This window comes from Variovorax palleresanus (genome assembly GCF_051144945.1).
GTDB lineage: Bacteria > Pseudomonadota > Gammaproteobacteria > Burkholderiales > Burkholderiaceae_C > Variovorax > Variovorax paradoxus_S.
Map to the genome: position 1 here is coordinate 152,685 of NZ_JBJNVP010000001.1, position 22,358 is coordinate 175,042.

Annotated in this window: 18 protein-coding genes; 3 read left to right on the forward strand and 15 right to left on the reverse strand. The window is 64.9% G+C overall.

What is annotated here, in order from left to right; all coding sequences use genetic code 11:
* Positions 1-5 precede the first annotated feature (5 nt).
* Positions 6-356 (forward strand): hypothetical protein, encoded by a 351-nt coding sequence (locus ACJ7Z0_RS00690; RefSeq protein WP_431121774.1) that lies wholly within the window; start codon positions 6-8, stop codon positions 354-356.
* Here the strand turns inward: ACJ7Z0_RS00690 and ACJ7Z0_RS00695 are convergent.
* The 4 genes from ACJ7Z0_RS00695 to ACJ7Z0_RS00710 form a co-directional block, all read right to left on the reverse strand.
* Positions 338-2,047 (reverse strand): tannase/feruloyl esterase family alpha/beta hydrolase, encoded by a 1,710-nt coding sequence (locus tag ACJ7Z0_RS00695; RefSeq protein WP_434788205.1) that lies wholly within the window; start codon positions 2,045-2,047, stop codon positions 338-340. The two genes, ACJ7Z0_RS00690 and ACJ7Z0_RS00695, sit on opposite strands and share 19 nt — an antisense overlap.
* 94 nt (positions 2,048-2,141) lie before the next feature.
* A complete protein-coding gene (locus tag ACJ7Z0_RS00700; RefSeq protein WP_434788206.1) occupies positions 2,142-3,434 on the reverse strand; it encodes a porin in 1,293 nt (430 codons plus the stop codon).
* Between the two features lie 118 nt (positions 3,435-3,552).
* Positions 3,553-5,577 carry a 4-oxalomesaconate tautomerase gene (locus tag ACJ7Z0_RS00705; RefSeq protein ID WP_434788207.1) on the reverse strand — a complete coding sequence of 675 codons (2,025 nt, stop codon included), beginning with the start codon at positions 5,575-5,577 and terminating at the stop codon, positions 3,553-3,555.
* Position 5,578: 1 nt separating this feature from the next.
* Entirely contained in the window at positions 5,579-6,550 is a 972-nt protein-coding gene (locus ACJ7Z0_RS00710) for a Bug family tripartite tricarboxylate transporter substrate binding protein (protein WP_434788208.1), read from the reverse strand.
* A gap of 151 nt (positions 6,551-6,701) precedes the next feature.
* On the opposite strand from ACJ7Z0_RS00710, the gene ACJ7Z0_RS00715 reads away from it, so the two are divergent.
* Positions 6,702-7,631 carry a LysR family transcriptional regulator gene (locus tag ACJ7Z0_RS00715; RefSeq protein WP_434788209.1) on the forward strand — a complete coding sequence of 310 codons (930 nt, stop codon included), beginning with the start codon at positions 6,702-6,704 and terminating at the stop codon, positions 7,629-7,631.
* 4 nt (positions 7,632-7,635) lie between these two features.
* Here the strand turns inward: ACJ7Z0_RS00715 and ACJ7Z0_RS00720 are convergent, their stop codons facing one another.
* The 8 genes from ACJ7Z0_RS00720 to ACJ7Z0_RS00755 all read right to left on the reverse strand — a co-directional run bounded on the left by ACJ7Z0_RS00720 (position 7,636) and on the right by ACJ7Z0_RS00755 (position 18,126).
* On the reverse strand, positions 7,636-8,982 hold the full coding sequence (locus ACJ7Z0_RS00720) for a class-II fumarase/aspartase family protein (RefSeq protein ID WP_434788210.1): 1,347 nt from the start codon (positions 8,980-8,982) through the stop codon (positions 7,636-7,638).
* Positions 8,983-9,020: 38 nt separating this feature from the next.
* Entirely contained in the window at positions 9,021-9,848 is an 828-nt protein-coding gene (locus ACJ7Z0_RS00725; protein WP_434788211.1) for an HpcH/HpaI aldolase/citrate lyase family protein, read from the reverse strand.
* A gap of 10 nt (positions 9,849-9,858) precedes the next feature.
* Entirely contained in the window at positions 9,859-11,049 is a 1,191-nt protein-coding gene (locus tag ACJ7Z0_RS00730; RefSeq protein WP_434788212.1) for a CaiB/BaiF CoA transferase family protein, read from the reverse strand.
* Between the two features lie 37 nt (positions 11,050-11,086).
* Positions 11,087-11,947 carry an HTD2 family dehydratase gene (locus ACJ7Z0_RS00735; protein WP_434788213.1) on the reverse strand — a complete coding sequence of 287 codons (861 nt, stop codon included), beginning with the start codon at positions 11,945-11,947 and terminating at the stop codon, positions 11,087-11,089.
* Positions 11,948-12,979: 1,032 nt separating this feature from the next.
* Positions 12,980-13,174, reverse strand: coding sequence for a hypothetical protein (locus ACJ7Z0_RS00740; RefSeq protein ID WP_434788214.1), 195 nt, complete (start codon positions 13,172-13,174; stop codon positions 12,980-12,982).
* 159 nt (positions 13,175-13,333) lie between these two features.
* Positions 13,334-15,571, reverse strand: a complete 2,238-nt coding sequence (locus tag ACJ7Z0_RS00745; protein WP_434788215.1) for an NADP-dependent isocitrate dehydrogenase — start codon at positions 15,569-15,571, stop codon at positions 13,334-13,336.
* 223 nt (positions 15,572-15,794) lie between these two features.
* On the reverse strand, positions 15,795-16,256 hold the full coding sequence (locus tag ACJ7Z0_RS00750) for a GNAT family N-acetyltransferase (RefSeq protein WP_431121747.1): 462 nt from the start codon (positions 16,254-16,256) through the stop codon (positions 15,795-15,797).
* 46 nt (positions 16,257-16,302) lie between these two features.
* Complete coding sequence (locus ACJ7Z0_RS00755) at positions 16,303-18,126, reverse strand: sensor histidine kinase (RefSeq protein ID WP_434788216.1); 1,824 nt, start codon at positions 18,124-18,126, stop codon at positions 16,303-16,305.
* Positions 18,127-18,349: 223 nt separating this feature from the next.
* Here ACJ7Z0_RS00755 and oxlT point away from each other — a divergent pair, with 223 nt between their 5' ends.
* A complete protein-coding gene (gene oxlT / locus ACJ7Z0_RS00760) occupies positions 18,350-19,699 on the forward strand; it encodes an oxalate/formate MFS antiporter (RefSeq protein ID WP_434788217.1) in 1,350 nt (449 codons plus the stop codon).
* Positions 19,700-19,802: 103 nt separating this feature from the next.
* Here oxlT and ACJ7Z0_RS00765 read toward each other — a convergent pair whose 3' ends face one another.
* From ACJ7Z0_RS00765 to ACJ7Z0_RS00775, 3 genes are all read right to left on the reverse strand, one after another.
* Positions 19,803-20,555, reverse strand: a complete 753-nt coding sequence (locus ACJ7Z0_RS00765) for a response regulator (protein ID WP_434788218.1) — start codon at positions 20,553-20,555, stop codon at positions 19,803-19,805.
* A gap of 89 nt (positions 20,556-20,644) precedes the next feature.
* Positions 20,645-21,457 carry a helix-turn-helix transcriptional regulator gene (locus ACJ7Z0_RS00770; RefSeq protein WP_434788219.1) on the reverse strand — a complete coding sequence of 271 codons (813 nt, stop codon included), beginning with the start codon at positions 21,455-21,457 and terminating at the stop codon, positions 20,645-20,647.
* A 28-nt stretch (positions 21,458-21,485) separates the two neighbouring features.
* Positions 21,486-22,268: an acetoacetate decarboxylase family protein gene (locus ACJ7Z0_RS00775; protein WP_434788220.1), complete on the reverse strand. Its 783-nt coding sequence runs from the start codon at positions 22,266-22,268 to the stop codon at positions 21,486-21,488.
* Positions 22,269-22,358 lie beyond the last annotated feature (90 nt).

The following is a 22,358-nucleotide window of genomic DNA, read 5'->3' on the forward strand; positions in this document are numbered from 1 at the left end:
TCTCGATGAGCCCACCGCAACCCCGCCCCGCCGCATCCATCTGGAATCGCTTCTGGTCCCCGAAGAGCTTCCTCGAACAGATTCCGCCAGAGGCGTCCGCGGCCGAGGCCAAAGCCATCGAGCACAGGAACAACGTCTGGCTCAGAACCTACATGGACATGTACATCCTGAGGTGGGGCGGGCTTTGGGCGGCTTCGTCGGCAGCAGCTGTTCTGATGACGGATGCATCGGCTTTGCTGTTCGCACTCGCCCTGGTGTCGAACCTGGCGGCTCTTGCCGGCTTGGTGCTCATGATCCTGGCCTATCGCCGCGCGTCCAAGGCTGTTCAAGAGGACGCTCAGAAAGGCCGGCACTGATAGCTTGACGCCTGCGCGCGGTCACCGCCGATGTAGTGCGGGTAGCCGGGATGCCGGCACATGGGACGCGAGCCCTGCACTGCAAACGGCGGAAGGGGCGCCTTGACAACCTGCACCAGGGCATTCGCGGGTGCGTCGCCAGCGTTCACCCATCGGTCCAGCGGATCCAGCAGGTCCACCATCGTCGGCACTGCCGGCCCACCCGCGACCGCGCGAGAGTTGCCGGCATGCGTCGAGCCGGGTGAGACGTAAAGCCGCACTGAGCTTTCGGCCGCGGCGGCGCCCAGGCGCGCCACGAGTGCATCGTGATATTGAATGCCCATGAGTGCGCTCTGTGCGCGATCCGCGGCGTTCTCGCGCAGGATCAGCTTGCCACCGCGCCCGAAGAACGCCGACAGGTCCGGGTTCGTGGAGTCCATCAACGCCGAGGTTTTCTGCACCTGGTCGCGGAAATCCTCGGGGCGATAGCCGCGCACGTCATGGTTCTTGTCGCGCGCAATCGCATAGCGGATCCAGTTGCTTCCATAGATCCACTGGGTGGAATTGCGCGCGGCGTCCGGTGGCGCGGCGGGTGCCGCTGTGCCGGAAACCCAACGCACCATGCTGAGGGCGGAGGGGCCGTCGAGGCTGTCCTCGTGCCCATAGAGCCATTGCGGATACGCTGTGAGGCCGTTGGCGATGGGAAAGGGAAACACATAGGGCGAGTGAATGCCGCGCATGAGACGCAACTCGGCATCGGACAGGCAGTGCACGCCGGCGTCGCTGCCACCAGGGCAGCGCAAGCGCTGCAGATCCACGCGGGCCTGGCACCCCATGTAGTTGCTCACGACACCATCGGCCAGCCCGTCGAGCGCGTCGCATGCGTCGGCAGTGGCCTTGGCAATGAGCGCTGTTTTTTCGGCCTGCAGCCAGTCTTCGTGTTGCGGTACCTGGTTGCGCACGAAGGCATGGAACAGGCCGGTCCAGTTGATCACGGGGACGACGCTCACGATGCCGTCGTAGTCGGCAGGAAACCGCTGCGCCATGGTCAGCCCTTCGCGGCCGCCTTCGGAACCGCCGAAGTAATACATGCGCTGCGGTTGGCGTGCGTAGTACGCGCGCATGATGTCCACGGCCACGTCCTTCACCTTCTTGTAGGAAGCGAAGGCGAAGTTCTCGAGCATCTCGTCGTTCAGCGCGAAGGCGCCGGGCTCTCCGGCTGGAAACGCGGAGGCCTGATGGCCGGAGTCCTGACCGAAGGTCGCATAGCCCCGCGCAATGGGGAGGGGATCGTCCGGCGCCGCATCGCGCAGAGGCGTCAACCCGGTGATCAGCACCCCGTTGAAGCCCCCGCCACCGTACTGCAGGGCCTTGCCGTTCCAGGTGGTCGGCAGGTTCAACTGAAAGTTGATGGCCTGGGCCGCGGGGTCACGCGATGCAATGGTGCCGCTGACCTTGCAGAACTGCGGCAGGGCCGGTGCGAACGCCCCGCCATTGACCGCCGCAGCGGAGGCCGGCGTGAGAACAGCCGAAGCGACCGAGGCCTTGCCGCTGGGCAATCCCATTGCGCCGGGTGCGACGACATGGCGCGCGAGGCCGGCGCAGGCGCTTGCGAGCCGGTCGGCGTTCGGGACCGTGCCGCACGCCGACAAAGACAAGGCAAGCAGCGCAAAAGCGGTGCGAGGCAATGTCCGGAAAGCGAAATGATTCATGGTGTCTCCAGGCGCTTTTAGTACATCAGCTGGTCAGGGCTGTGATAGTGCATTGAAATCTCGCCAGAGCCCCATATTCGCCGCACACCTGACTTCAGAACGCGTGGCGCAGCCCGAAGTCGTAGCCCGTCGCGCTGCGCGGCGCCAAACCCGCCACACCTGCACCTGTCGACGCGAAGGCGGGGCCCCCAAGCCCGGCGGCCATGATGGCAGGATTGTTCTGTCCGTTCTTGATCCGGGCACGAGCCACCGTGGCGTAGAGCGCGGTCCGCTTCGACAGGTTGTGGACGTAGCCGAGCGCGAGCTTGTTCACCGAGGCGTCGCGATCCAGTGCCTGCAAAGCCGGTGCGGCGGAACTCTGGTCGTTCTTGAACTTGACGCGAGCGTATGAAGCCTTCAATACGCCGGCACCGACCGGAACGGTCATGCCGATCATGGCGCCGTTGTACTCGTCGTTGTCGGTGAAGGTTCGTCTGCCGGCGCTCAAGGGAGCGGTGGTGGTCTCAGCCTTGTCTTTGACCTGCGACAACTCGCCCATCAGCTTGAGGACACCGAAATCGTAGGACGCGCCCAAGTTGATCGTGCGCAGTTGCTCGGAAAGCCGGGTGCCGGCCACGACCCCGGCCTCGCTGATCACCAAGGTGTCAGCTGCCGTGCTCTTTCCGTAGGCAACCGCCACATCGACCGGGCCGCTTGTATAGCCAAACCGCCCGCCGTAGTAGCGGCCACGCTTGGATGGAGTGTCGGACAGGTAGCTGTACTTCACGGTCTCAGGCAGGGCGTACATGACCTGACCGTAGAAACCGCCCAGATTGCGCGGCAGGAAGTAGCCGATGCTGTTCGATGCCCGAATCGCGTTGTCATTCGCGGCAATGGCGGAGCCCGGGCCGCGCGCCGTGGCAATGTTGCCGCTGATGCTCTTGATGAGATTTTCGCCGACGCCGACTGCGCCCATCGGATCGAACACGCTCTCGTTCCAGTAGCTCGGAACATAGTCACGGCCAAGCCTGAGTTCACCGAATCCGCCCGACAGGCTCACCGTCGAGCGACGGCTGAAGGAGGCCAGAGCGGTTGCGCCGCTGTCCTGGGTGATGCCTGACTCGAGCCAGAACCCTGCCGCCAGTCCGCCGCCCAGGTCTTCGGTGCCGCGGAAGCCGATCCGGCTCGAAGAATTGGCGCCGCTCGACAAGGCAGTCTGCGAGCGCGTCACCTCCGCAAAGGCGAGCGCCGACGCCGACGGGAGTGCCAACGTGTTGTTGTAGAAGGCGCTTTTGACGCTGTAGTGACTGACTGCTGAATCAGCGACGCCGAATAGCGTCAGGGACGACTGCGCCGAAGCAGCGGCCGAAACGGCCAGTGCCGCAAAGGTGATCAAGGACTTGCGCATAGCAGGTGTCTCCAAGGGACGAACAAGGGTTGCCGGCGCCCTGCGACGCTGGCGGTGGTTGCGGCAGCCTGCCGCAAGAAGGTTCGGCAGCGATGGCCGGTCTGGGTAGTTCGGCGGATCAATCCGCCGCGAGCAGGCGAATGTCCTGCGGCGCCAGGGCGCCTTCGGCCACCACGTCCTGCCAGCGATCGAACTCGCGGCGAACGCGTTCCCGCAGTGCAGAGGGGGGACCGGCCTCGACCCGCGCACCTTGGCGTTCGAATCGAGCAACCACTTGCGGATTGGCAAGAACCTCGTTCAGGGCGCGGTTGATCTGTGCGATCACCGCGGGCGAGGTCCGTGCAGGGGCAAAGAGCCCATACCACTGCGAGACATCGACCCCCTCGATGCCCGACTCCGACAACGTAGGTACGGCAGGCAATGCTTCGAGACGCGCCGGGGCCGCGACGGCGAGGGCGCGGAGTCGGCCGTCGAGGATGAAGGGATGCGCGGTGAACAGGCTCGGGAACATGACCTCCGAGCGACCATCGAGTGTGTCCACGATGGCCGGCGCTGCACCCTCATGGGTTCTGCCCTCCATCCTCGTACCCGTGTTGAGTTGAAACAACTCCGCCGCGAAGTGTGGCGGCGTACCGTCACCGGCTGACGCATATCGGACGTTGCCTGGCGCGCTGCGCAGATGCTCGAGGAGGCTGCGAACATCATCGAAGTCGGCCTGCCGATTGGCCACCATCAGCGTCGGCGACGATCCGATCAAGCCGACCGGCTCGAAGTCTTTGACAGGGTGGTAACCCAGCTTCTGGAGTGCCGGGTTCATCGCGTGGGTGCCCACGTAGCCGAACATGAGGGTGTGGCCGTCGGGTTCTGCCCTGGCCACATACTCGCTCGCGATGGCACCATTTGCGCCGGCCCGGTTGTCCACGAGAACTTCCTGGCCGAGCAACGGCTTCAGTTCGGCCGCGATGATCCTGGCCATCGTGTCGTTGCCGCCGCCCGCGCGGGTTGGCACGATGATCGTGATGGGTTTGCGCGGGAACGTGGCCGACTCACGTGCAACGGCCTCGGGCCGCGTAAAGACGTAGTCGGGCAACTGCATCTCGCCCTGCATGATCTTTCTGGCGGTACGCACCAGCGCCGCCGCTTTCACTGTTGCGTCGTTCGCTCGACCCTCAAGCTCGACTTCCACGTCGATCTGCCCTGCCGGGTGCAGGAGAACCAGGTTGTGGCGCCCCGGCTCGCGAGCGGCGGCGCTTGCGACCGTGCCCGGGAGTGCGAAGGCGCTGAGAACGCCAATGGCACCCGTGACCGCATGCGAGGCGTGGCAGCGGCGCGGGGTGAAGTAGCGCGAGGTGATGCTGTCCGGAGAGTCTCCCGCGCTGACCAGCACCGGCTTGGGAATGACGCTGCCTGAGACATCCCCGAGTCCCATCAACAGGCCGGCCTGGAGACGCAACGTTTCGAGCCGCTCCAGCAGCACCGCATTCGAGTCAAGCGCCGCAGGCTTTTCGCTGCCGGTGACGCCAAGGTCATGCGCGCGGACGATCATGAGCGGCATGGCCGCATCGATGCACGTCACCTCGACGCCATCGATCGTGTCGATCCGCCGACCGGTCGGAAAGACCTTGCCCGTCACCGCGCCCCACGCATCCAAAAAGTTCAGAAGAATCGGTGCAGCCGTACCGGCCACGCCATCGATGCGCGCGTCTCCCTCATAGGTGACGCGCTTGCCGGGCGTCCTGACCGTGACGTCGATGCGCGATCGCGTGTTGACGTTGAAGACGCGTACCCGCGTGATTCCGTCCTGCGCCTCGATCAGCCCCTGCTCGATCGCGAAGGGCGCGACGCCCGACAGCATGTTGCCGCAGTTCGGCCGGGTGTCTACGGAACGGTGTCCGACTCCTACCTGCGCGAACAGGTAGTCCAGATCGCAGCCCGGTTCTTTTGAACGGGAAACGATGGCGACCTTGCTGTTGAGGGTGCTGCCGCCACCCAAGCCATCGAGCTGCAGCGGATCGGAGGCACCGATCGCGCCGATCAGTGCCTGATCGCGCTCCTCGTCGCTTTCAGGCAGCCACTCCCGCAGGAAGAAGGGGCCGCGCGAGGTACCCGCACGCATCAGCACGCAGGGAATGGTCCTGCTCATCTCAGTCGGCCGAAAGCTTTGCAGCCTGGACCACCTTCTTCCACTTGACCTGCTCCTGCTGCACAAAGGTGCGCATCTGCTCGGACGTCATGACTTCCACCTCGGCGCCGTGGTCCTCCAGCTTCTTGACGACGCTCTTGTCGGCCAGAGCCGCATTGAGCACCTTGTTGAGTTGCTCGATCACCGGCTTCGGGGTCTTGGCCGGCGCGAAGAAGCCGTACCACTGCGAGACGTCCACGTTGTCGACGCCTTGCTCCTTGAGCGTCGGCACGTCCGGCATCTGCGGAGAACGCTTGGTACCGGCCACGCCGATCGCCTTGAGCTTGCCGGCCTTCACGTAGGGCATCGCAGTGAAAAGGCTTGGGAACATCACCTGTGCCTGACCTCCGATGGTGTCGGTGATCGCAGGCGCCGATCCCTTGTATGGCACGTGAAGCATGCTGGTGCCGGTCGAGAGCTTGAACATCTCGGCAGCGAAATGCGGTGCGGTCCCGTTGCCAGCAGACGCGTAACTTGTCTTGTCGGGCGCGGCCTTGAGCGCGGCGACGAGTTCCTTCGCATTGTTCGCCTTGACGGAAGGGGTCACGACCATCAGCGTTGCGGACGTGCCCACCATGGCCACGGGCTCGAAGTCCTTCACCGGGTCGTAGCGCAGCTTCTGCAGTGCGGGATTCATCGCATGCGTGGCGACATAGCCGAGCATCAGCGTGTAGCCATCTGGCGCAGCGCGCATGACGAACTCGCTGGCAATCGCGCCGTTGGCGCCCGCCTTGTTGTCAACGACGACCGGCTGCTTGAGTGCAGCCGACATCGCCTGGCCGATGACTCGCGCCATCGCGTCGTTGGCGCCCCCGGCGGCGGTCGGCACGACGATGGTGATCGATTTTTCGGGGTAGGCGGCAAGCGCGCTGCTGCACAAGAGCACGGCCGCAGAAGCCAGGGCACACAGGACGGGTGCGTTACGGGTTTGCATCGATGTCTCCGATAGTTGAAATGTGGGGGTCCAGGTCGCTTCCTCGACCGTGGACGTATGGTGTTCGCATCGACGCTTGCTGTGAATTGCATGTTTAGGATCGATTGATGCACACTGTCGATCAGTCAAACATTGCTGGCGGTACGAGACGATGGCCATCAACTTCAACCTCAACGACCTGCAGGCGTTCCGCGCCGTTGCCGAACTGAGCAGCTTTCGCAAGGCGGCTGAAGCGCTGCACGTCTCGCAGCCCGCGTTCAGCAGGCGCATCGAGAAGCTGGAAGAAGCGCTGGGCGTACGGCTCCTGGAGCGGACCACGCGGCGAGTGAGCCTGACGGCGGTCGGACGCGATTTCGACCGGAAGGTGCAGCAACTGCTTGACGATCTGGACCTCACGCTGCTGGGCATCCGCGGCGTGGCGACAACGCGCATGGGCGAGGTGACCATTGCTTGCGTGCCATCGACGGTCTACTACTTCGTGTCGCAGGTGATCTCGCGCTATCACGAGCGCTATCCGAAGGTCCGGGTCAAGGTCTTCGATGCGAGCGCCAACGAGGTGCTGGCCGCGGTGTCGCGCGGCGAGGCGGATTTTGGGCTGAACTTCATTGGGGGCCAGGAACCCGACATCGAGTTCAAGCCGCTGATGGAGGAGCGCTTCGTCGCCGCTTGCCGACGCGACCATCCGCTCGCGGGCAAGCGGAAGGTGAGCTGGACCGAACTGGCGAAGTACGACTACATCTCGGTGAGCAAGGCGTCCGGAAATCGCCTGCTGCTGGACCAGGCGTTGTCGGGTTTGCCAGGGCGCCCGCAAGCGATCTACGAGGCGCAGCACGTCACGACGATGCTGGGGTTGGTCGAAGCCGGGCTCGGAGTCGCGGCAGTTCCCTCGATCGCCATGCCGGGGGCCGATCACCCGCTTTTGGTCAGCGTGCCGTTGGTCGAGCCGGTCGTCAGCCGCAAGGTGGGCCTGATCCGGCGCAAGGGCCGCACCCTCTCTCCGGCCGCCATGCAGTTCTTCGAGTTTTTCTCCGAGATGAAGGGCAAGCGCGTCCAGGCCGGGAGAAAGCGCGCTTCGGCTTGAAGGCTCAGCGGCGCGCCGTCAGTACCCGATCGACCATCACGCCGGCCTGACCAAGGTTGTTGACAGGGTCGCACATCGCGTCGAGTTGGGCGCGCGTGACGTGCTTGCTGATCTCCGGGTGCTCGGACAGGATCTCGATCAGCGGGCGATTCTTGCTGATCGCCTCGCGGCAGAGGTCATACACAAGGTCGTGAGCGTACTCGCGGCCGATGTACGGCCCCAGACCCATCATCACCGCTTCAGACATCACCAGGCCGTTGGTGAGGCCGATGTTGGCGCGCATGCGGGTAGCGTCCACCTCCAGGCCCTTGAGAATGAACTTGGTCTGCTTCAGCGCACCGGACATCAGGCAGAAGATCTCGGGCAAGGACACCCATTCGATCTCCCATGGGCCGGTCGAGCGCTCGTGGTCGGCCACCATCGCATCCATCAGCGCAGCGGCATGCTGGCGCGCCACGGAGATATTGGCATGGATGTACAGGCAGGAGATCGGGTTGCGCTTTTGCGGCATGGTCGACGACGAGCCGCGGCCGGGTGCAAAAGGCTCGAACACCTCGGCCACTTCGGTCTGCATCATCAGCTTGACGTCCATCGCGATCTTGCCGAGCGAGCCGCCCACCAGTCCAAGGAAGGCGCCCACTTCCGCGATGGTGTCGCGCACCGTGTGCCAGGAAATCAGCGGCTGGGCAAGGCCGAGTTCCTTCATCAAGCCGGCCTGCGTTTCCATCGCGCCCTTCTCCAGCGAAGACAGCGTGCCGGACGCGCCGCCGAACTCCCCCATCAGCACCCGTGGCTTGAGCTGCTGCAGGCGCTCGCGGTGACGGTCGATCCCGGCCAGGATGCTTGCCATCTTGTAGCCAAAGGTGATTGGTGTGGCCTGCTGCAGGTTGGAGCGGCCGATCACGGGCGTGTCGCGGTACTTCTTTGCCAGCGTGGCCAGCGCGTCGCCGATCTCGTCCAGGTCTTGCTCGACCAAAGCGAGGCCCTCGCGCATCTGAAGCACCGCGGCCGTATCGGTGATGTCCTGGGTGGTGGCGCCCCAATGGCAATACTCCCCCAGCTTGTCGCGACAGTTGGCGTTGATCTGATTGACGACCGCAATGATCGGGTAGCCGATCTGCTCGGTCTTGGCCTTGAGCTTTGCCCAGTCGATCTGGGAGAGCTCGCAGTTGCGGACGATCTCGTCCGCCGCTTCCTTGGGGATGATGCCGAGCTCGCCCTGCACCTTGGCCAGCGCACGTTCGATGTCGAGGTACTTGGCGGTGCGGTTCTCGTCAGACCACACGTCGCGCATGCGCGCGTCGCTGAACATGTCGCCAAAGATGCGCGAGTCGATGATGGTGGAAGCCATGAGGTTGGATCTTTCTGGGCTGGATGTTGAGGGGAGGGTCAGTTGCGGGCCAGGGCCAGCGTGCGTTGTGCCTGCAGGACCACAGGTCGATCGACCATGCGGCCATCGAGCCGCGCAGCGCCCGGGGAGGCGGCATCGGCTGCCAGAACTCGCTGCGCCCACTCCAGTGCTTCTGCGGAGGGTCTCAGCGCGGTGTGAATGGGCTCCACCTGGCTCGGATGAATGCACAGTTTGGCGCCAAAGCCAAGAGCACGTGCCGAAGCCAGGTCGGCCAAAAGGCGCTTGCGGTCGTCCAGCTGCGGTGTGACCCCGGCGACCGGCGCCGGCAGACCTGCCACGCGCGAGGCAATCGCGATGCGGCTGGCCGCGTAGGTGAGACCCGAAGCGTCGTCTTCAATTTCGATACCCAGGTCCAATGCGAAATCCAGCGTTCCGAACACCAGGCGCGACACGCCCGCGGCCGCAACGATGTCGACTCTGGCCACGCCGCGCGCACTCTCGATCAGCGCGAGGACGCTGGCCCCGGGCAGCGCGGCAAGCGTGGCCGCGACCTGCTGTGCAGACTCGGCCTTGGGCAGCAGAACGCTGCGGGCCCCGACTTTGCGCAGCGCCGCCAGGTCGTCGTCGAACCACGGGGACGCAGCGTCGTTGATGCGAACCACGGTGCGCGACTGATCGTCCGCGGATGCGGTGCGGAGCCAATCTGCGATTGCTTGGCGGGCGAGCGCCTTGTCATCGGTTGCAACTGCGTCTTCAAGGTCGAGGATGACGGCATCCGCGCCGCTTGCCAGCGCCTTGCCGAAGCGTTCCGGCCGCGTGCCAGGAACGAAGAGGTAGGTGCGAGGGATGCTGGAAGCAACGGACATGATGCCCACCTCAGACAGCCTTGGATGCACGCAGCGCATCGATCTCGGCCGCGCCGTAGCCCAGCTCGGCCAGGATCGCGTCGGTGTGCTGGCCGAGCGCGGGCACGGGGTCCATGCGCGGGCCCACGTCCCAGGTGCCGGGCGGCAGCATGGCGGGCAGCGGGCCATTCGGCGAGCCGACTTCGGTCCAGCGCCCGCGTGCCTTCAGTTGCGGGTGGGCCCAGACGTCGTTCATGGTGTTGACTTGGGCATTGGCGATTTGCGCGAGTTCGAGCCGCTCCACCACCTGCGCCCTGGTCAGGGACGAGAAGGCCTCGACGATGATCCCGCGCAGCGCGTCGCGCTCGGCCACCCTCTTGAAATTGGCGGTGAAGCGAGGATCGGCAGTCAGCGCCGGTCGCTGCAGCACCTTCTCGCAGAAACTGGCCCACTCGCGCTCGTTCTGCAGGCCCAGCATCACCATGTTGCCGTCTCCTGTGGGAAACGGGCCATAGGGGTAGATCGTTGCATGGCTGGCGCCTGTTCGCGGAGGGGGTGCCGCACCTTCGAAGGCGTAGTAGAGCGGATAGCTGGTCCATTCGGCCAGCGACTCCAGCATGGAGATGTCGATGCGCTGGCCCTTGCCGGTCTGGCCGCGCTGCAACAGCGCCGCGAGAATGCTGCTGTACGCATACATGCCAGCGGCGATGTCGGCGATGGATGGACCGGCCTTGCAAGGCTCATCGGGCGTACCGGTGACCGAGACGAACCCCGCTTCGCTCTGAATGAGAAGATCGTAGGCCTTCTTGTCACGGTACGGCCCGGGGTTGATCGGGTCGTCGCCATAGCCTGAGATGTCGCACACGATCAACCCCGGCTTTGCGGCAGACAGCTTGTCATACCCCAAGCCAAGGCGCGCGGCGGCACCGGGCGCGAGGTTCTGTACGACGACATCTGCCTTCTCCACGACCAGGCGTTGCAGGATCGTGGCCGCCTCGGGATGCTTGACGTCGAGCGTCAGGCTTTCCTTGGAGCGGTTGGTCCAGACAAAGTGCGACGCCAGGCCGTGCACGCGCTCGTCATAGCCTCTGGCGAAATCGCCTGAACCCGGTCGTTCGATCTTGATGACGCGTGCGCCGAGGTCAGCGAGTTGGCGCGTGGCGAAAGGCGCCGCGATCGCGTGCTCCAGCGTGACGACCGTGAGGCCTTTGAGTGGCTGCATGTGTTGCTCTGTCTGAGTGGGTGGGAGTTGATGGAGATCAGCGCAGGACCGCAGTCGCGTCCATCGTGAGCCAGCCTTCGTGATCGGAGGCCCAGAGCCGGATGGTCTTTCCGTCGGCTTCAGGTTGTCCCTGGAGGTGGAAAGGATGAAGGTCGAAAGTTGGCCGCACCGCCTTGAATCGAAAGCTGGCCACATCGGCTTGCGGCATCTGGCGCCGAAGGAGATCCATCAGCAGCGTTGCAATCAACGGTCCATGCACGATCAGGCCAGGATAGCCCTCGACCTTGGTGACGTACTGCCTGTCATAGTGGATGCGGTGGCCATTGAAGGTAAGCGCCGAATAGCGAAACAGCAGCACGTCATCCGGCACGATGGCGCGCCTCCATTGGGCGTCGGCAGGCGCAGCTTGTGGCGGTGGGGCGACGTCGTTCGGACCCTGCGCCTCGCGGTAGACGATGTCGTGGAACTCGACGAGCGCCGGATCGCTGCTGTCGTTGCAACGCACCTCGTGCCGGACCTTGACGAAGACAAGCGTGCCGGTGCGGCCCTCTTTGACGGTCACGTCCTCGATGGTCGAGGTTCGCGCGACCCGGTCACCGACTCGTATGGGCGAGCGAAACTCGAACTGGCTGCCGGCCCACATGCGGCGAGGCAGCGGCACCGGAGGAAGGAAGCCGCCGCGCTTGGCGTGCCCATCGGCGCCGATGTCCGACTGTTGATGCATCGGCAGAAAATACAACCAGTGCCAAAGGTACGGCAAGGTGGTACCCGTCTCGACGGGCGTTGAAGGGTGGTCCAGCGTGGCGGTCAACGCGATGACAGGCGTCGGGTTGATGGCGTCCTGGACGGTCTCGCTGCGTCCGATCCAGGCGCGAAGTTCTTCAGCTTGAAGAGTCACTCACTTGTCTCCGGTTGCGGCTCCTATATCTGAGGAACCTTGCGAACGAGTCTCGCGCCTTGGCAGGGCAAAGTGAATTGCAAGATTCAGAACGATTGATGCAGGTGGTGCATAAAACGCCGAGCAGATGTTGGCTTGGGGAGAGTTCAAGCTGAAAGGGATCGTTTTTTACGCAACTTGGCTCAGGTGCCCGCTTGCAGCAGGTGGCCGGTGCTCCGAGTTATTCCAGCGGCCGGACGGAAGCCACTTGTTCGAGGACGAAGGCCACGCGCGCCTGCACAGACAACTTTGGAATGACGCGAGTCGCGGAGCGGGCAACTCGCTCCTATGCGCCGACAGTGTCGGCGTATGTCGAGGCTGGAATGCTCGGGGCGAAGGTCCGCGTGTGGCCAGACTGTAGCCGTCACTCTGCCGGCGCAAAGGGGCCTATGGCGGCTGTGCGCTTTCGCTCCGAAGTGCGCATCCGGCGACGGGGACATGGGACAAATTGGTCGTCAGGCAGGCCGAACAGTGGACTCCTTGTCTGGCAGGCTGTGTTTTTGGGGCAGGAGTCCTACGAAACAAGACTGTCAGTATCGTTTCACAGAACTCCCGCACGGACTTCACTCCGACTTCACCTGGGTCACGCACACTGCCTGTCGACAGCGGTTCGGCGCTGGTAGAGGCCAGGGAGAAAAAAAGCCGCTCAGGGAACCGCCTCGATGCCGACCCGCTGTCACTTCTCATGTTCAGGGCTTGCAAGTCCGGCGGCAGAGCGATCTGCCCTCATCCGACCTTGGGTCGAGGACTGACTTCAAGGCTGACGTGCCCGAGTGAATCGGTGGTGCCTAGCGCTCTGGCTGCTGCCTCGCCTTGTACACATCTAAAAGCCGTTGAAGCACGGCGCGTTCGTCATCCGGCATGCCGTTTCCAAGATCGACGACGATGCCGTTGAGCAAGTAGTACTCCGTGTCATCACGAACGGAGCCGCGCGTGACGATGCGCTTATACGACGAGGCATATCGACGACGGACTTCTGACGCCGGCGATTGGTTAGCTGGACTGGTCGATTTGAATCACATGCTCCGGACCAAACTGAACGAGCGTCCCTAGTTCAAGCTCATCGGTGCAATATGGCTGGTTGTCGAGCGCGCCAACGTAGCCTGACGGGCCGGTGGACCGCACGATGACCCACATTCGCTCAACGTCAACTTCGCCGTCATGCTCGATTCGGAAGACGAGTTTCACGATGTCGCCAGGTACCAAGCACGTCCTGGCTTCGAGTGGAGGAAGATAAAACGTCGCGGGTGCAGCCGCATGCATCGCTTCCCCGTTGTCTAGTTCGAAACTGACCATGTGCCGCGGCCGGTGTACGTATGTATGTCCGGCCGCGGCCGCGCCCTACCCTCAGCCCGCCACGGCGGCCAGCGCCGCGTTGAACGTTGCGCTCGGCCGCATCACTGCATCGGTCTTGCGCACGTCCGGCAGGTAGTAGCCGCCGATGTCGGCCGGCTTGCCTTGCACGGCGGCGAGTTCGTCCACGATCTTCTGCTCGTTGGCGGCCAGGGCATCGACGAGCGGCTTGAAGTGGGCGGCCAGTTCCTTGTCTTCGGTCTGCTCGGTCAGGGCCTGGGCCCAGTACAGCGCCAGGTAGAAGTGGCTGCCGCGATTGTCGAGCTGGCCGGTCTTGGGCGACGGGCCCTTGTTGTTGTCCAGCAGCGTGCCGGTGGCGGTGTCGAGTGCCTTGGCCAGCACCTTGGCCTTGGCGTTGTTGGTCTTGATGCCCAGGTCTTCCAGGCTCACGGCCAGCGCGAGGAACTCGCCCAGCGAATCCCAGCGCAGGTGGTTCTCTTCCACCAGCTGCTGCACGTGCTTGGGTGCCGAGCCGCCGGCGCCCGTTTCGTACATGCCGCCGCCAGCCATCAGAGGAACGATGGACAGCATCTTGGCCGAGGTGCCCAGCTCCATGATGGGGAACAGGTCGGTCAGGTAGTCGCGCAGGATGTTGCCGGTGGCGCTGATGGTGTCCAGCCCGCGGACCACGCGCTCCAGCGTGTAGCGCATGGCGCGCACCTGGCTCATGATCTGGATGTCCAGTCCGGCGGTGTCGTGCTCGTGCAGGTACATCTTGACCTTGGTGATGAGCTGCGCCTCATGGGGGCGGTAGGCGTCGAGCCAGAACACCACCGGCATGCCCGAGTTGCGCGCGCGCGTGACGGCGAGCTTGACCCAGTCGCGGATGGCGGCGTCCTTGACCTGGCACATGCGCCAGATGTCGCCCGCTTCCACGTTCTGGCTGAGCAGCACCTCGCCGGTATCGAGATCGGTGATGTTGGCCACGCCGTCCTCGGGGATCTCGAAGGTCTTGTCGTGCGAGCCGTACTCCTCGGCCTGCTGCGCCATCAGGCCGACGTTGGGCACGGTGCCCATGGTCTTGGGGTCGAAGGCGCCGTGCCACTTGCAGAAGTTGATGATCTCCTGGTAGATGCGGGCAAAGGTGCTCTCGGGCATCACGGCCTTCACGTCCTTCAGGCGGCCGTCGGCACCGTACATCTTGCCGCCGTTGCGGATCATCGCGGGCATGGAGGCGTCCACGATCACGTCGTTGGGCGAGTGGAAGTTGGTGATGCCCTTGGCAGAATCCACCATTGCCAGCTCGGGGCGATGCTCGTGGCAGGCGTGCAGGTCGCGCCGGATCTCGTCCTGCGTGCTCTGAGGCAAGGCGGCAATCTTGTTGTACAGGTCGACCATGCCGTTGTTGACATTCACGCCCAGCTCCTCGAACAGCTTGGCGTGCTTCTCGAAGGCCTCGCGGTAGAAGATCTTGACGCAGTGGCCGAACACGATGGGGTGCGACACCTTCATCATGGTGGCCTTGACGTGCAGCGAGAACATCACGCCCGTGTTGTGCGCGTCCTGGATCTGCTGCTCGTAGAAATCGAGCAGGGCCTTCTTGCTCATGAACATGGAGTCGATCACCTCACGGTCGAGCAGCGAAACCTTCGACTTGAGCACGATGGCCTTGCCGCTCTTGGTGAGCAGTTCCATCTTCACGTCGCGCGCCTTGTGCAGCGTCATCGACTTCTCGCCGTGATAGAAGTCGCCGTGGTGCATGTGCGAGACGTGCGAGCGCGACGCCTGGCTCCAATCGGCCATGCTGTGCGGGTTCTTGCGCGCGAATTCCTTCACTGCCTTGGGCGCGCGGCGATCGGAGTTGCCCTCCCGCAGGACCGGGTTCACCGCGCTGCCGATGCACTTGTTGTAGCGCGCGCGGATATTCTTGTCTTCGTCCGTCTTCGGGCTCTCGGGGTAGTCGGGAATCTTGTAGCCCTTGTCCTGCAGTTCACTGATGGCGGCCTTCAGCTGGGACACCGAGGCACTGATATTGGGCAGCTTGATGATGTTGGCTTCGGGCCGAAGCGTCAGCTTGCCCAGCCCTGCCAGGTTGTCGGGCATCCGCTGCGTTTCGACCAACGCCTCAGGGAACTGACCCAGGATGCGGGCGGCCACCGAGATGTCGCTGGTGGCGACGTCAATGCCCGCCGGCGCGGCGAAAGCCTGGATGATGGGCAGCAGCGAGGCCGTGGCCAAGCGCGGCGCCTCGTCGGTGAGGGTGTAGATGATCTGGGAGTTTTGGGCGGTCATGGTAGCTTTCGGGGCAGGCTGAACAATAACAACAACGCAATGTCACGAGACGGACGCGTGGCGAACGGGCGCAAACTTTAACAAGTTGAGGCGGGGCGCGCATGGCATTGTCGGGGCTTGGGCCCGTGGCTCGCGGCCAGATGCGCCTGGCGCTCAGGAACTTGTGGTATCGATTCTCCCCTTTCGACGCAGGCTCGCTTCTGGCCGGAAGCGGCGCTTTCCCTCATGAATGGTTGTCCGGGAAGCGGTGATACATGAAGAACTGATCGTCTTGCTTCCAGCCTCTTTCCTCGTAGAGACTCTGGGCCGAAATGTTGCCACGCGCGACATTCAGTGTCACGCGAGCAGATCCAAGCGACCAGGCGTAGGACTCGACGGCCGAGAGCAGCTTGGAAGCCAGGCCTTTGCGACGCCCCGACTCCTGGACGAAGAGGTCATTCACGACAAAGACCCGAGAGAGCGAGACGGAAGAAAAACTCGGGTAGAGCTGGGCAAATCCCACGGCCGTTGCACCGTCATGGCAGATGAAAAGCACCGACTCTCCGTGATCGAATCTTTCACGCAGAAACGAACGTGCGGCGACCACATCGCTTGCCTGTCCCTGAAACCGCCGGTACTGGTCAAAGAGCGTCGCGAGTTCCTCGAGATCGGCCAGAACGGCTTGGCGGACGGAAGCTGAGTTCATGTCGTATTGGAGCGTGTGTTGGGAACTGGGCGGCGATAGGGCAACATCATTGCGGTCGCCCGCGTTGCGTCCAGTGCAGCGATACGCGGGTGCCTTCGCCGCGGCGGCTGTCAATGCGCAGGCGGGCGCCAATCGCGTCGGCCTGCTCCCGCAGCCCCACGAGTCCGTAGTGCCCCGCTGTGTCTGCACTCGGCTCGAAGCCGATGCCGTCGTCGCCGATCTCCAATTCCACGTCGTCGTTCGCAATGCGTTGCAGGCGGATCACGAGTCGCCGCGCGCCCGCGTGATGTTCGACGTTGCGCAGCACTTCCTCGCACATGTGGAACACGGTCTCCGCCGGCTCGGCCGCCAGGGCAGCCAAAGCGGGTTCGATCTGGCAGTCGAGCTCGATGCCGGAGCGCTCGCTCAGGTTCTTGGCCAACTCGGCCAGTGCCGCACCCAGTCCGATGTCGCGCACCGGGTTGCTGCGCAGTTGGTCGATCGCGCGGCGTGCCTCGTCCAGCCCGTCGCGCGCCGCGCGCTCGGCCCGGACCAGCTCGTCCGGCAGCGCATCGGGCCGGCTGGATGCCAGACGTTTGAGCACACGGATCTCGGTGAGCATCGCCATCATGGAATGCGCCAGCGTGTCGTGCAGCCCGCGCGCCAGGCGCAGGCGCTCGCGCACCACCGCCGCATCGCGTGACTCCTGCGCCAGCCGGTTGATCTCCTCGGTGCGCTGCCGCACGCGTTCGTCCAGCTCGGCATTGAGCCGGCGCAACTCGTCGCGTTCGCGCTGCAGCGTGTCCAGCAATCGGTCGAGCGCGCTGCCCAGCCGCGCGGCTTCGTCGGCGCCTTGCGGCACTTCGATGCGCGTCGCGCTCCCGGCCAGCACCGCGTCCGCCGAATGGGCGATCACGCTCACGCGCCGCGTGAGGCGGTGCGCCACGATGATGCCGGCGACGGCGGTGGCGAAGCCCAGAAGGCTCAGCACGATCGAGATGCGCCATTCGATGGCCGTCGCGAAGGCCGCGACCGATTCGACCGGCTGGATCACCACGGCCTGCCAGCCGAGCCGGCGCAGCGTGCCGTCGCGGGCATTGGGTGGGGACGCAATCAGGTAGGGCCGGTTGTCCATGAGCCGCCTTGTCCGGATGCGCGTAGGCAGGTCGGATCCATCGTTGCCCAAGCCGGCGACGACGGGGTCGAATGGCGTGATGGGATCGCCGACATCCTGCCAGCGCTTCTCCAGAAGGGCACTCGGCCCGTGGCGCACGATGCCGTCGCGGTCGATCAGCAGCCATTCGCCCGGCGAGGCGCGGATCTCGGTCACCATCTTCTGTACCCAGCTCCAGCTCAGGTTGGCGGCCACCACACCGATGATCGCCCCGTCGGCATTGCGCACCGGCGCGGTGAGCTTCAGGAAGCGTTCGCGCGGCGAGCGGCCTTCCTCGATCCATGCGGCGTCCAGGCCTTGCGAGATCCACGCGTGTTGGTTGACGTTCTGGCCGACCACCTGCTCGTCGGTCGCTGCGACGATGAAGCCATCGGCATCGGTCACCGCCAGCCAGATCAGGTCTGGAACGCCGCGGCGCACCGCTTCGAGCGATCGCTTCAGGCGTTCGCCTTCGCTGTGCTGCACGTCCTCCGACAGCATGGCCGCCACCACGCTGACCGCCTGCAGGCGCAGCAGCAGTGCGGTGTCGAGTTCGGCATTGACGTGCTCGGCCGCGGCTTCCAGGCGCTGGCCGTGCTGCTCGAGCAGCGTCGCACGTACGAAGCTGCGCAGCCACAGGTTTGCCACGAGCGCCAGGCACAAGGTGAGCGCAATCAGCAGCCAGCCAATCGCGGCGGCCATGGAGCGCCGTGGATCGATGCGACGTGCGAGGTTCATTGGCAGCGCATTCTCGCAAACGGCAGCCATGACTTTCGGCATGGGTACTTCCCCTGAGCCCTCGGGGTTTGTCTCGATCCGCCGCGTGACTTCCGGCAGGCGCGCCGGCGGCGGTTTGCGGCAACAGTTGCACCCATCGCGATCCGTGCCTGCAGCGCGACTGATTCCCACCCCTCAACGTGCCGCGACGCGATCGGCGCGACAACGAATGGAGACGAAACGAATGAACAAAACCACTTCCCTGACACCGACTGCATCCGGCGCGCCGCCGCGCTTGTTCGACAACCGTTGGCTGCAACTGGCTGTCGGCATCGTCTGCATGATCGCCACCGCCAATATCCAGTACGCATGGACCTTGTTCGTGCCGGAAATCCAGGGCAAGTTCGGCTGGGAGCGCGCGTCGATCCAGATCGCCTTCACCATCTTCGTGCTGGTGCAGACCTGGCTCGCGCCTATCGAGGGCTATTTCATCGACAAGTTCGGACCGCGCCTGATCGTGGCCTTTGGTGCGCTGTTCATCGGCGCGGCCTGGGTCATCAACTCGCAGGCCACGACGCTGATGGGCTTCTACCTCGGCGCGGCCGTCGGCGGCATTGGCGTGGGCTCGATCTACGCCACCTGCATCAACAACGCGCTCAAGTGGTTCCCCGACCGCCGCGGCTTGGCGGTGGGCCTGACGGCGGGCGGCTACGGCGCCGGCTCGGCCGCCACCATCCTGCCGATCGCCGCGATGATCGAATCGTCCGGCTTCCAGGAGGCTTTCCTGTTCTTCGGTTTGCTGCAGGGCTCGCTGGCCTTTGCCGCTGCCTGGTTCCTGCGCCAGCCCAAGGGCAACGAGGTGCGCGGCTCGGCCAAGGTCGCGCAGAGCCGGCGCGACTACACGCTGGGCGAAGCGCTTCGCACGCCCCTGTTCTGGCTGATGATCCTGATGTTCTCCTGCGTGGTTACCGGCGGCATGATGGCCGTGGCCCAACTGGGCGTGATCGCACAGGACCTGGGCGTGAAGAACTTCAAGGTCGACCTGTACTTCGTCACCATGGCCGCACTGCCGCTCGCGCTGATGCTCGACCGCGTCATGAACGGCATCTCGCGTCCGCTGTTCGGCTGGATCTCCGACCACATCGGCCGCGAGAAGACGATGGTGATCGCCTTCACGCTGGAAGGCATCGGCATCATCGCGCTGGGCTACTTCGGCCACAACCCGTGGGCCTTCCTCATCCTGTCGGGCGTGGTCTTCCTGGCCTGGGGCGAGGTGTATTCGCTGTTCTCGGCACTCGCGGGCGATGCCTTCGGCACCAAGCACATCGGCAAGATCTACGGCGTGCTGTACTGCGCCAAGGGCATTGGCGCGCTGTTCGTGCCGCTCGGCAACCTGATGATGGAGGCCACCGGCACCTGGTCGACCGTGCTCTACACGGTGGCGGCCCTCGACCTGTTCGCAGCCTTCCTGGCCATCGTCGCGCTGCGGCCCATGCTGGCAAGGCACACGGCCAGCAATGCGTCGTATGCGTCTTCGCCGGCGCCTGACCTCGCGATGCCGGGCGGCCTGTCGCCCGCGGGCCGCACGGCCTGACCTGAGTCCACTGCCATTCCCACGCGCACCCGTGGAGCCGGCTTTGCCGGTCTCTCGGGTGCGTTTCGCATTCAGGAGGGGGCGCCGCAGCCCTTGGGGGTGGTTACTTCTTCAATACCAGCACAGCCAGTTCGGTGCGGGTGTTCGCGTGAAGCTTTTGCATGATCCGACTGACGTGGTTCTTTGCCGTTCCCTCGGCCAGGTTGAGCGCCGTGGCGATCTGGCGATTGCCGTAGCCCTTGGCGATCAGCTCGAGCACGGCGGCCTCGCGTTCGGTCAGCGGTTTGGTCGCATCGGGCTGCAATGGCTCGCCTGGCGCGGCGGCCTGCGGCGCGGCGCGGACCTCCGGCACCGGCGCAGGTAGCGGCTCCTGCGCGACGCGATCGGCCAGCAGCCGGAACTGGTCCATCACCTTGCGTGCGATCTGCGGCGTCAGCCGTGACTCGCCGCGATGCACCGCCCGGACGGTGTCCAGCACCTCTTCTTCCGAAGCGTCCTTGAGCAGGTAGGCCTGCGCGCCGGCACGCACCGCGTCGAAGACCAGATCGTCGCGATTGAAGGTGGTCAGCACCATCACGCGCGTGTGCGGCAAGGCGGCCGATATCTCGCGCGTCGCGAGCACACCGCCCTTGCGCGGCATGTGCAGATCCATCAGCACCACGTCGGGCAGCAGGCGGCGGGCCAACTCCACGGCTTCCACGCCATCGGCCGCCTGGCCGACGACCTCGATGTCCGGCGCGGCGTCCAGCAGCATGGCCATGCCGCGGCGGATCAGCGCCTGGTCGTCGGCGATCAGCACGCGGATCCGCGGTGCGGCATGCGGGACGGGGAACGACGGTTCGGCGATGGTGCTCATGGCAAGGTCGATTGTGCCCCGAGGCGGCTCGAACGCAGCGACTTCGGCTTGGTCAAGATCGGACATCCGCGCACCAGGCTGCGAGTTCCTCAAGCAGCCCGTTCCACCCGCGCCGGCCCGACCAAGTAGTTGCCCGGCGTCACGCCAAAGCAGCGGCGAAACCATCGGGAGAAATGGGCCTGGTCCACGAAGCCGCAATGCGTCGCCACCTCGGCGGGCGAGTTGCCCTCACGCAGCATCGCCTTGGCGCGGCCGATGCGCGCGAGCCGCGCATAGTGGGCCGGTGTCATGCCGACGGCCGAGCGGAACAGGCGGTGGAAGTGTTCGCGCGACACGCCCAATCGCTGGGCGAGCGAAGCGGGGGCCATGCGGCACGCGTCCTCCGTCGTCAGGGCCTGGCAGACGGCTTCGACGCGGACGTCGCCCGGCAGGCGCTCGAGCGGCACGCGCTCTTTCCCGGTCTGCGAGCGGAGGATCTGTTCGAGAAGACTGGCGACTTCCGCCCCGTCTTTCGATTGCGCCGCCGCAGCCAATGCGCGGGCTGCGCGTTCGTTCTTCCAGACCCGCTCACGCAGCACGCCGCGCTCGGCAGGTGGCCACGCGAGGCGCGCACCGACCCAGTCATGCGGCACATACAGCATCACCATCCGGAACCCCTGCGCGCTGACGCCCGCCGTGTGCAGCATGAACGGCGCCATCAGCACGAGGTCGCCGGCTTCGGCCATGTGCCGTTCACCGGCGCACGTGAATTCGCATCGCCCTTCGAGAACGGCGCCGACGCTCCACTCGGCATGCCAGTGCAATTCGAAACGGGCCTTGGGATCGGACGCGAACATCGCCTCGATCTGCGCGCCATCTTCCATTGGCAGACCGATCACGTGCGAGGTGGTGGAGAAGTTCATTCTGCGAAGGGTAGCGCCGTCGGCGCCCTCACGCGACCAGCGCACCGCGGACCGTGATGCCCATCCAGCCCGCGCTGGCCTGCGTCGCTTCCACCCGTCCGAGCAGCGAGAGTTCTTCCACCGGGTGCTCGTGAAACCGCAGCGTCGCCCTGCCCTGCGTCCAGCCCGATTCGACGCGGTCCACGATGTCGGCGCGCAGATAGCGCGCAGCCGCGGGAATGCCGGGCTGCGTGAGGTCGGGCCAACCCACCGCACCGATCGTCGGCGCGGAGAGAAAGCCCAGGCGCCCGGTTTCCTTGTCGGTCAGGGTGACCGTGGCATCGACCAGCCGGCGCTCCTTCACGCTGAGGCTCGCGCCGAGCCGGCTGCCCTTGGACAATGGCGCGGCCGCCGGGTGCGCCAGCGGCAGGCTGCGGGTCAGCCAGGTCTGCCCGATCTTCTTGGGCCAGCCCTGCAGCCAGCCGCGCAGCAATGAAATGTCCTGGTCGACGTAGATCAGGGGACAGTAGAAGCGCGCATCAGCGCCCTGCCCTGACGCGATCTCGAGCACCACGATGGTCTCGCGGTACTGCGCATAGACGGGGTCGAGCAGTTCCTGCCCGTCGTTGCCGCAGGATTGCCAATCCGCGAAATGAACGCAGCCCTTGCCGGTGGCCACGCCGAGTTCCGGCGGCACCATCGCCGCGCCCAGCCCGGCGTCGAAGGCGAATTCCACGTTGACGAGCCAGCCGGCGTAATGCCAGGGCGGCGCCTGAACAAGGGCGCTGCGGCCAGAAGAAGTGAAAGGCGGTGTGAAAGAAGACGGCGGCATCGGTTTTCTGCGAGTTGGAGAAGACAACGCCGCACGATAGGGCTGCGAACTCCGACCGTCTTGTACGCCAGTGATCTGCATCCGCAACGA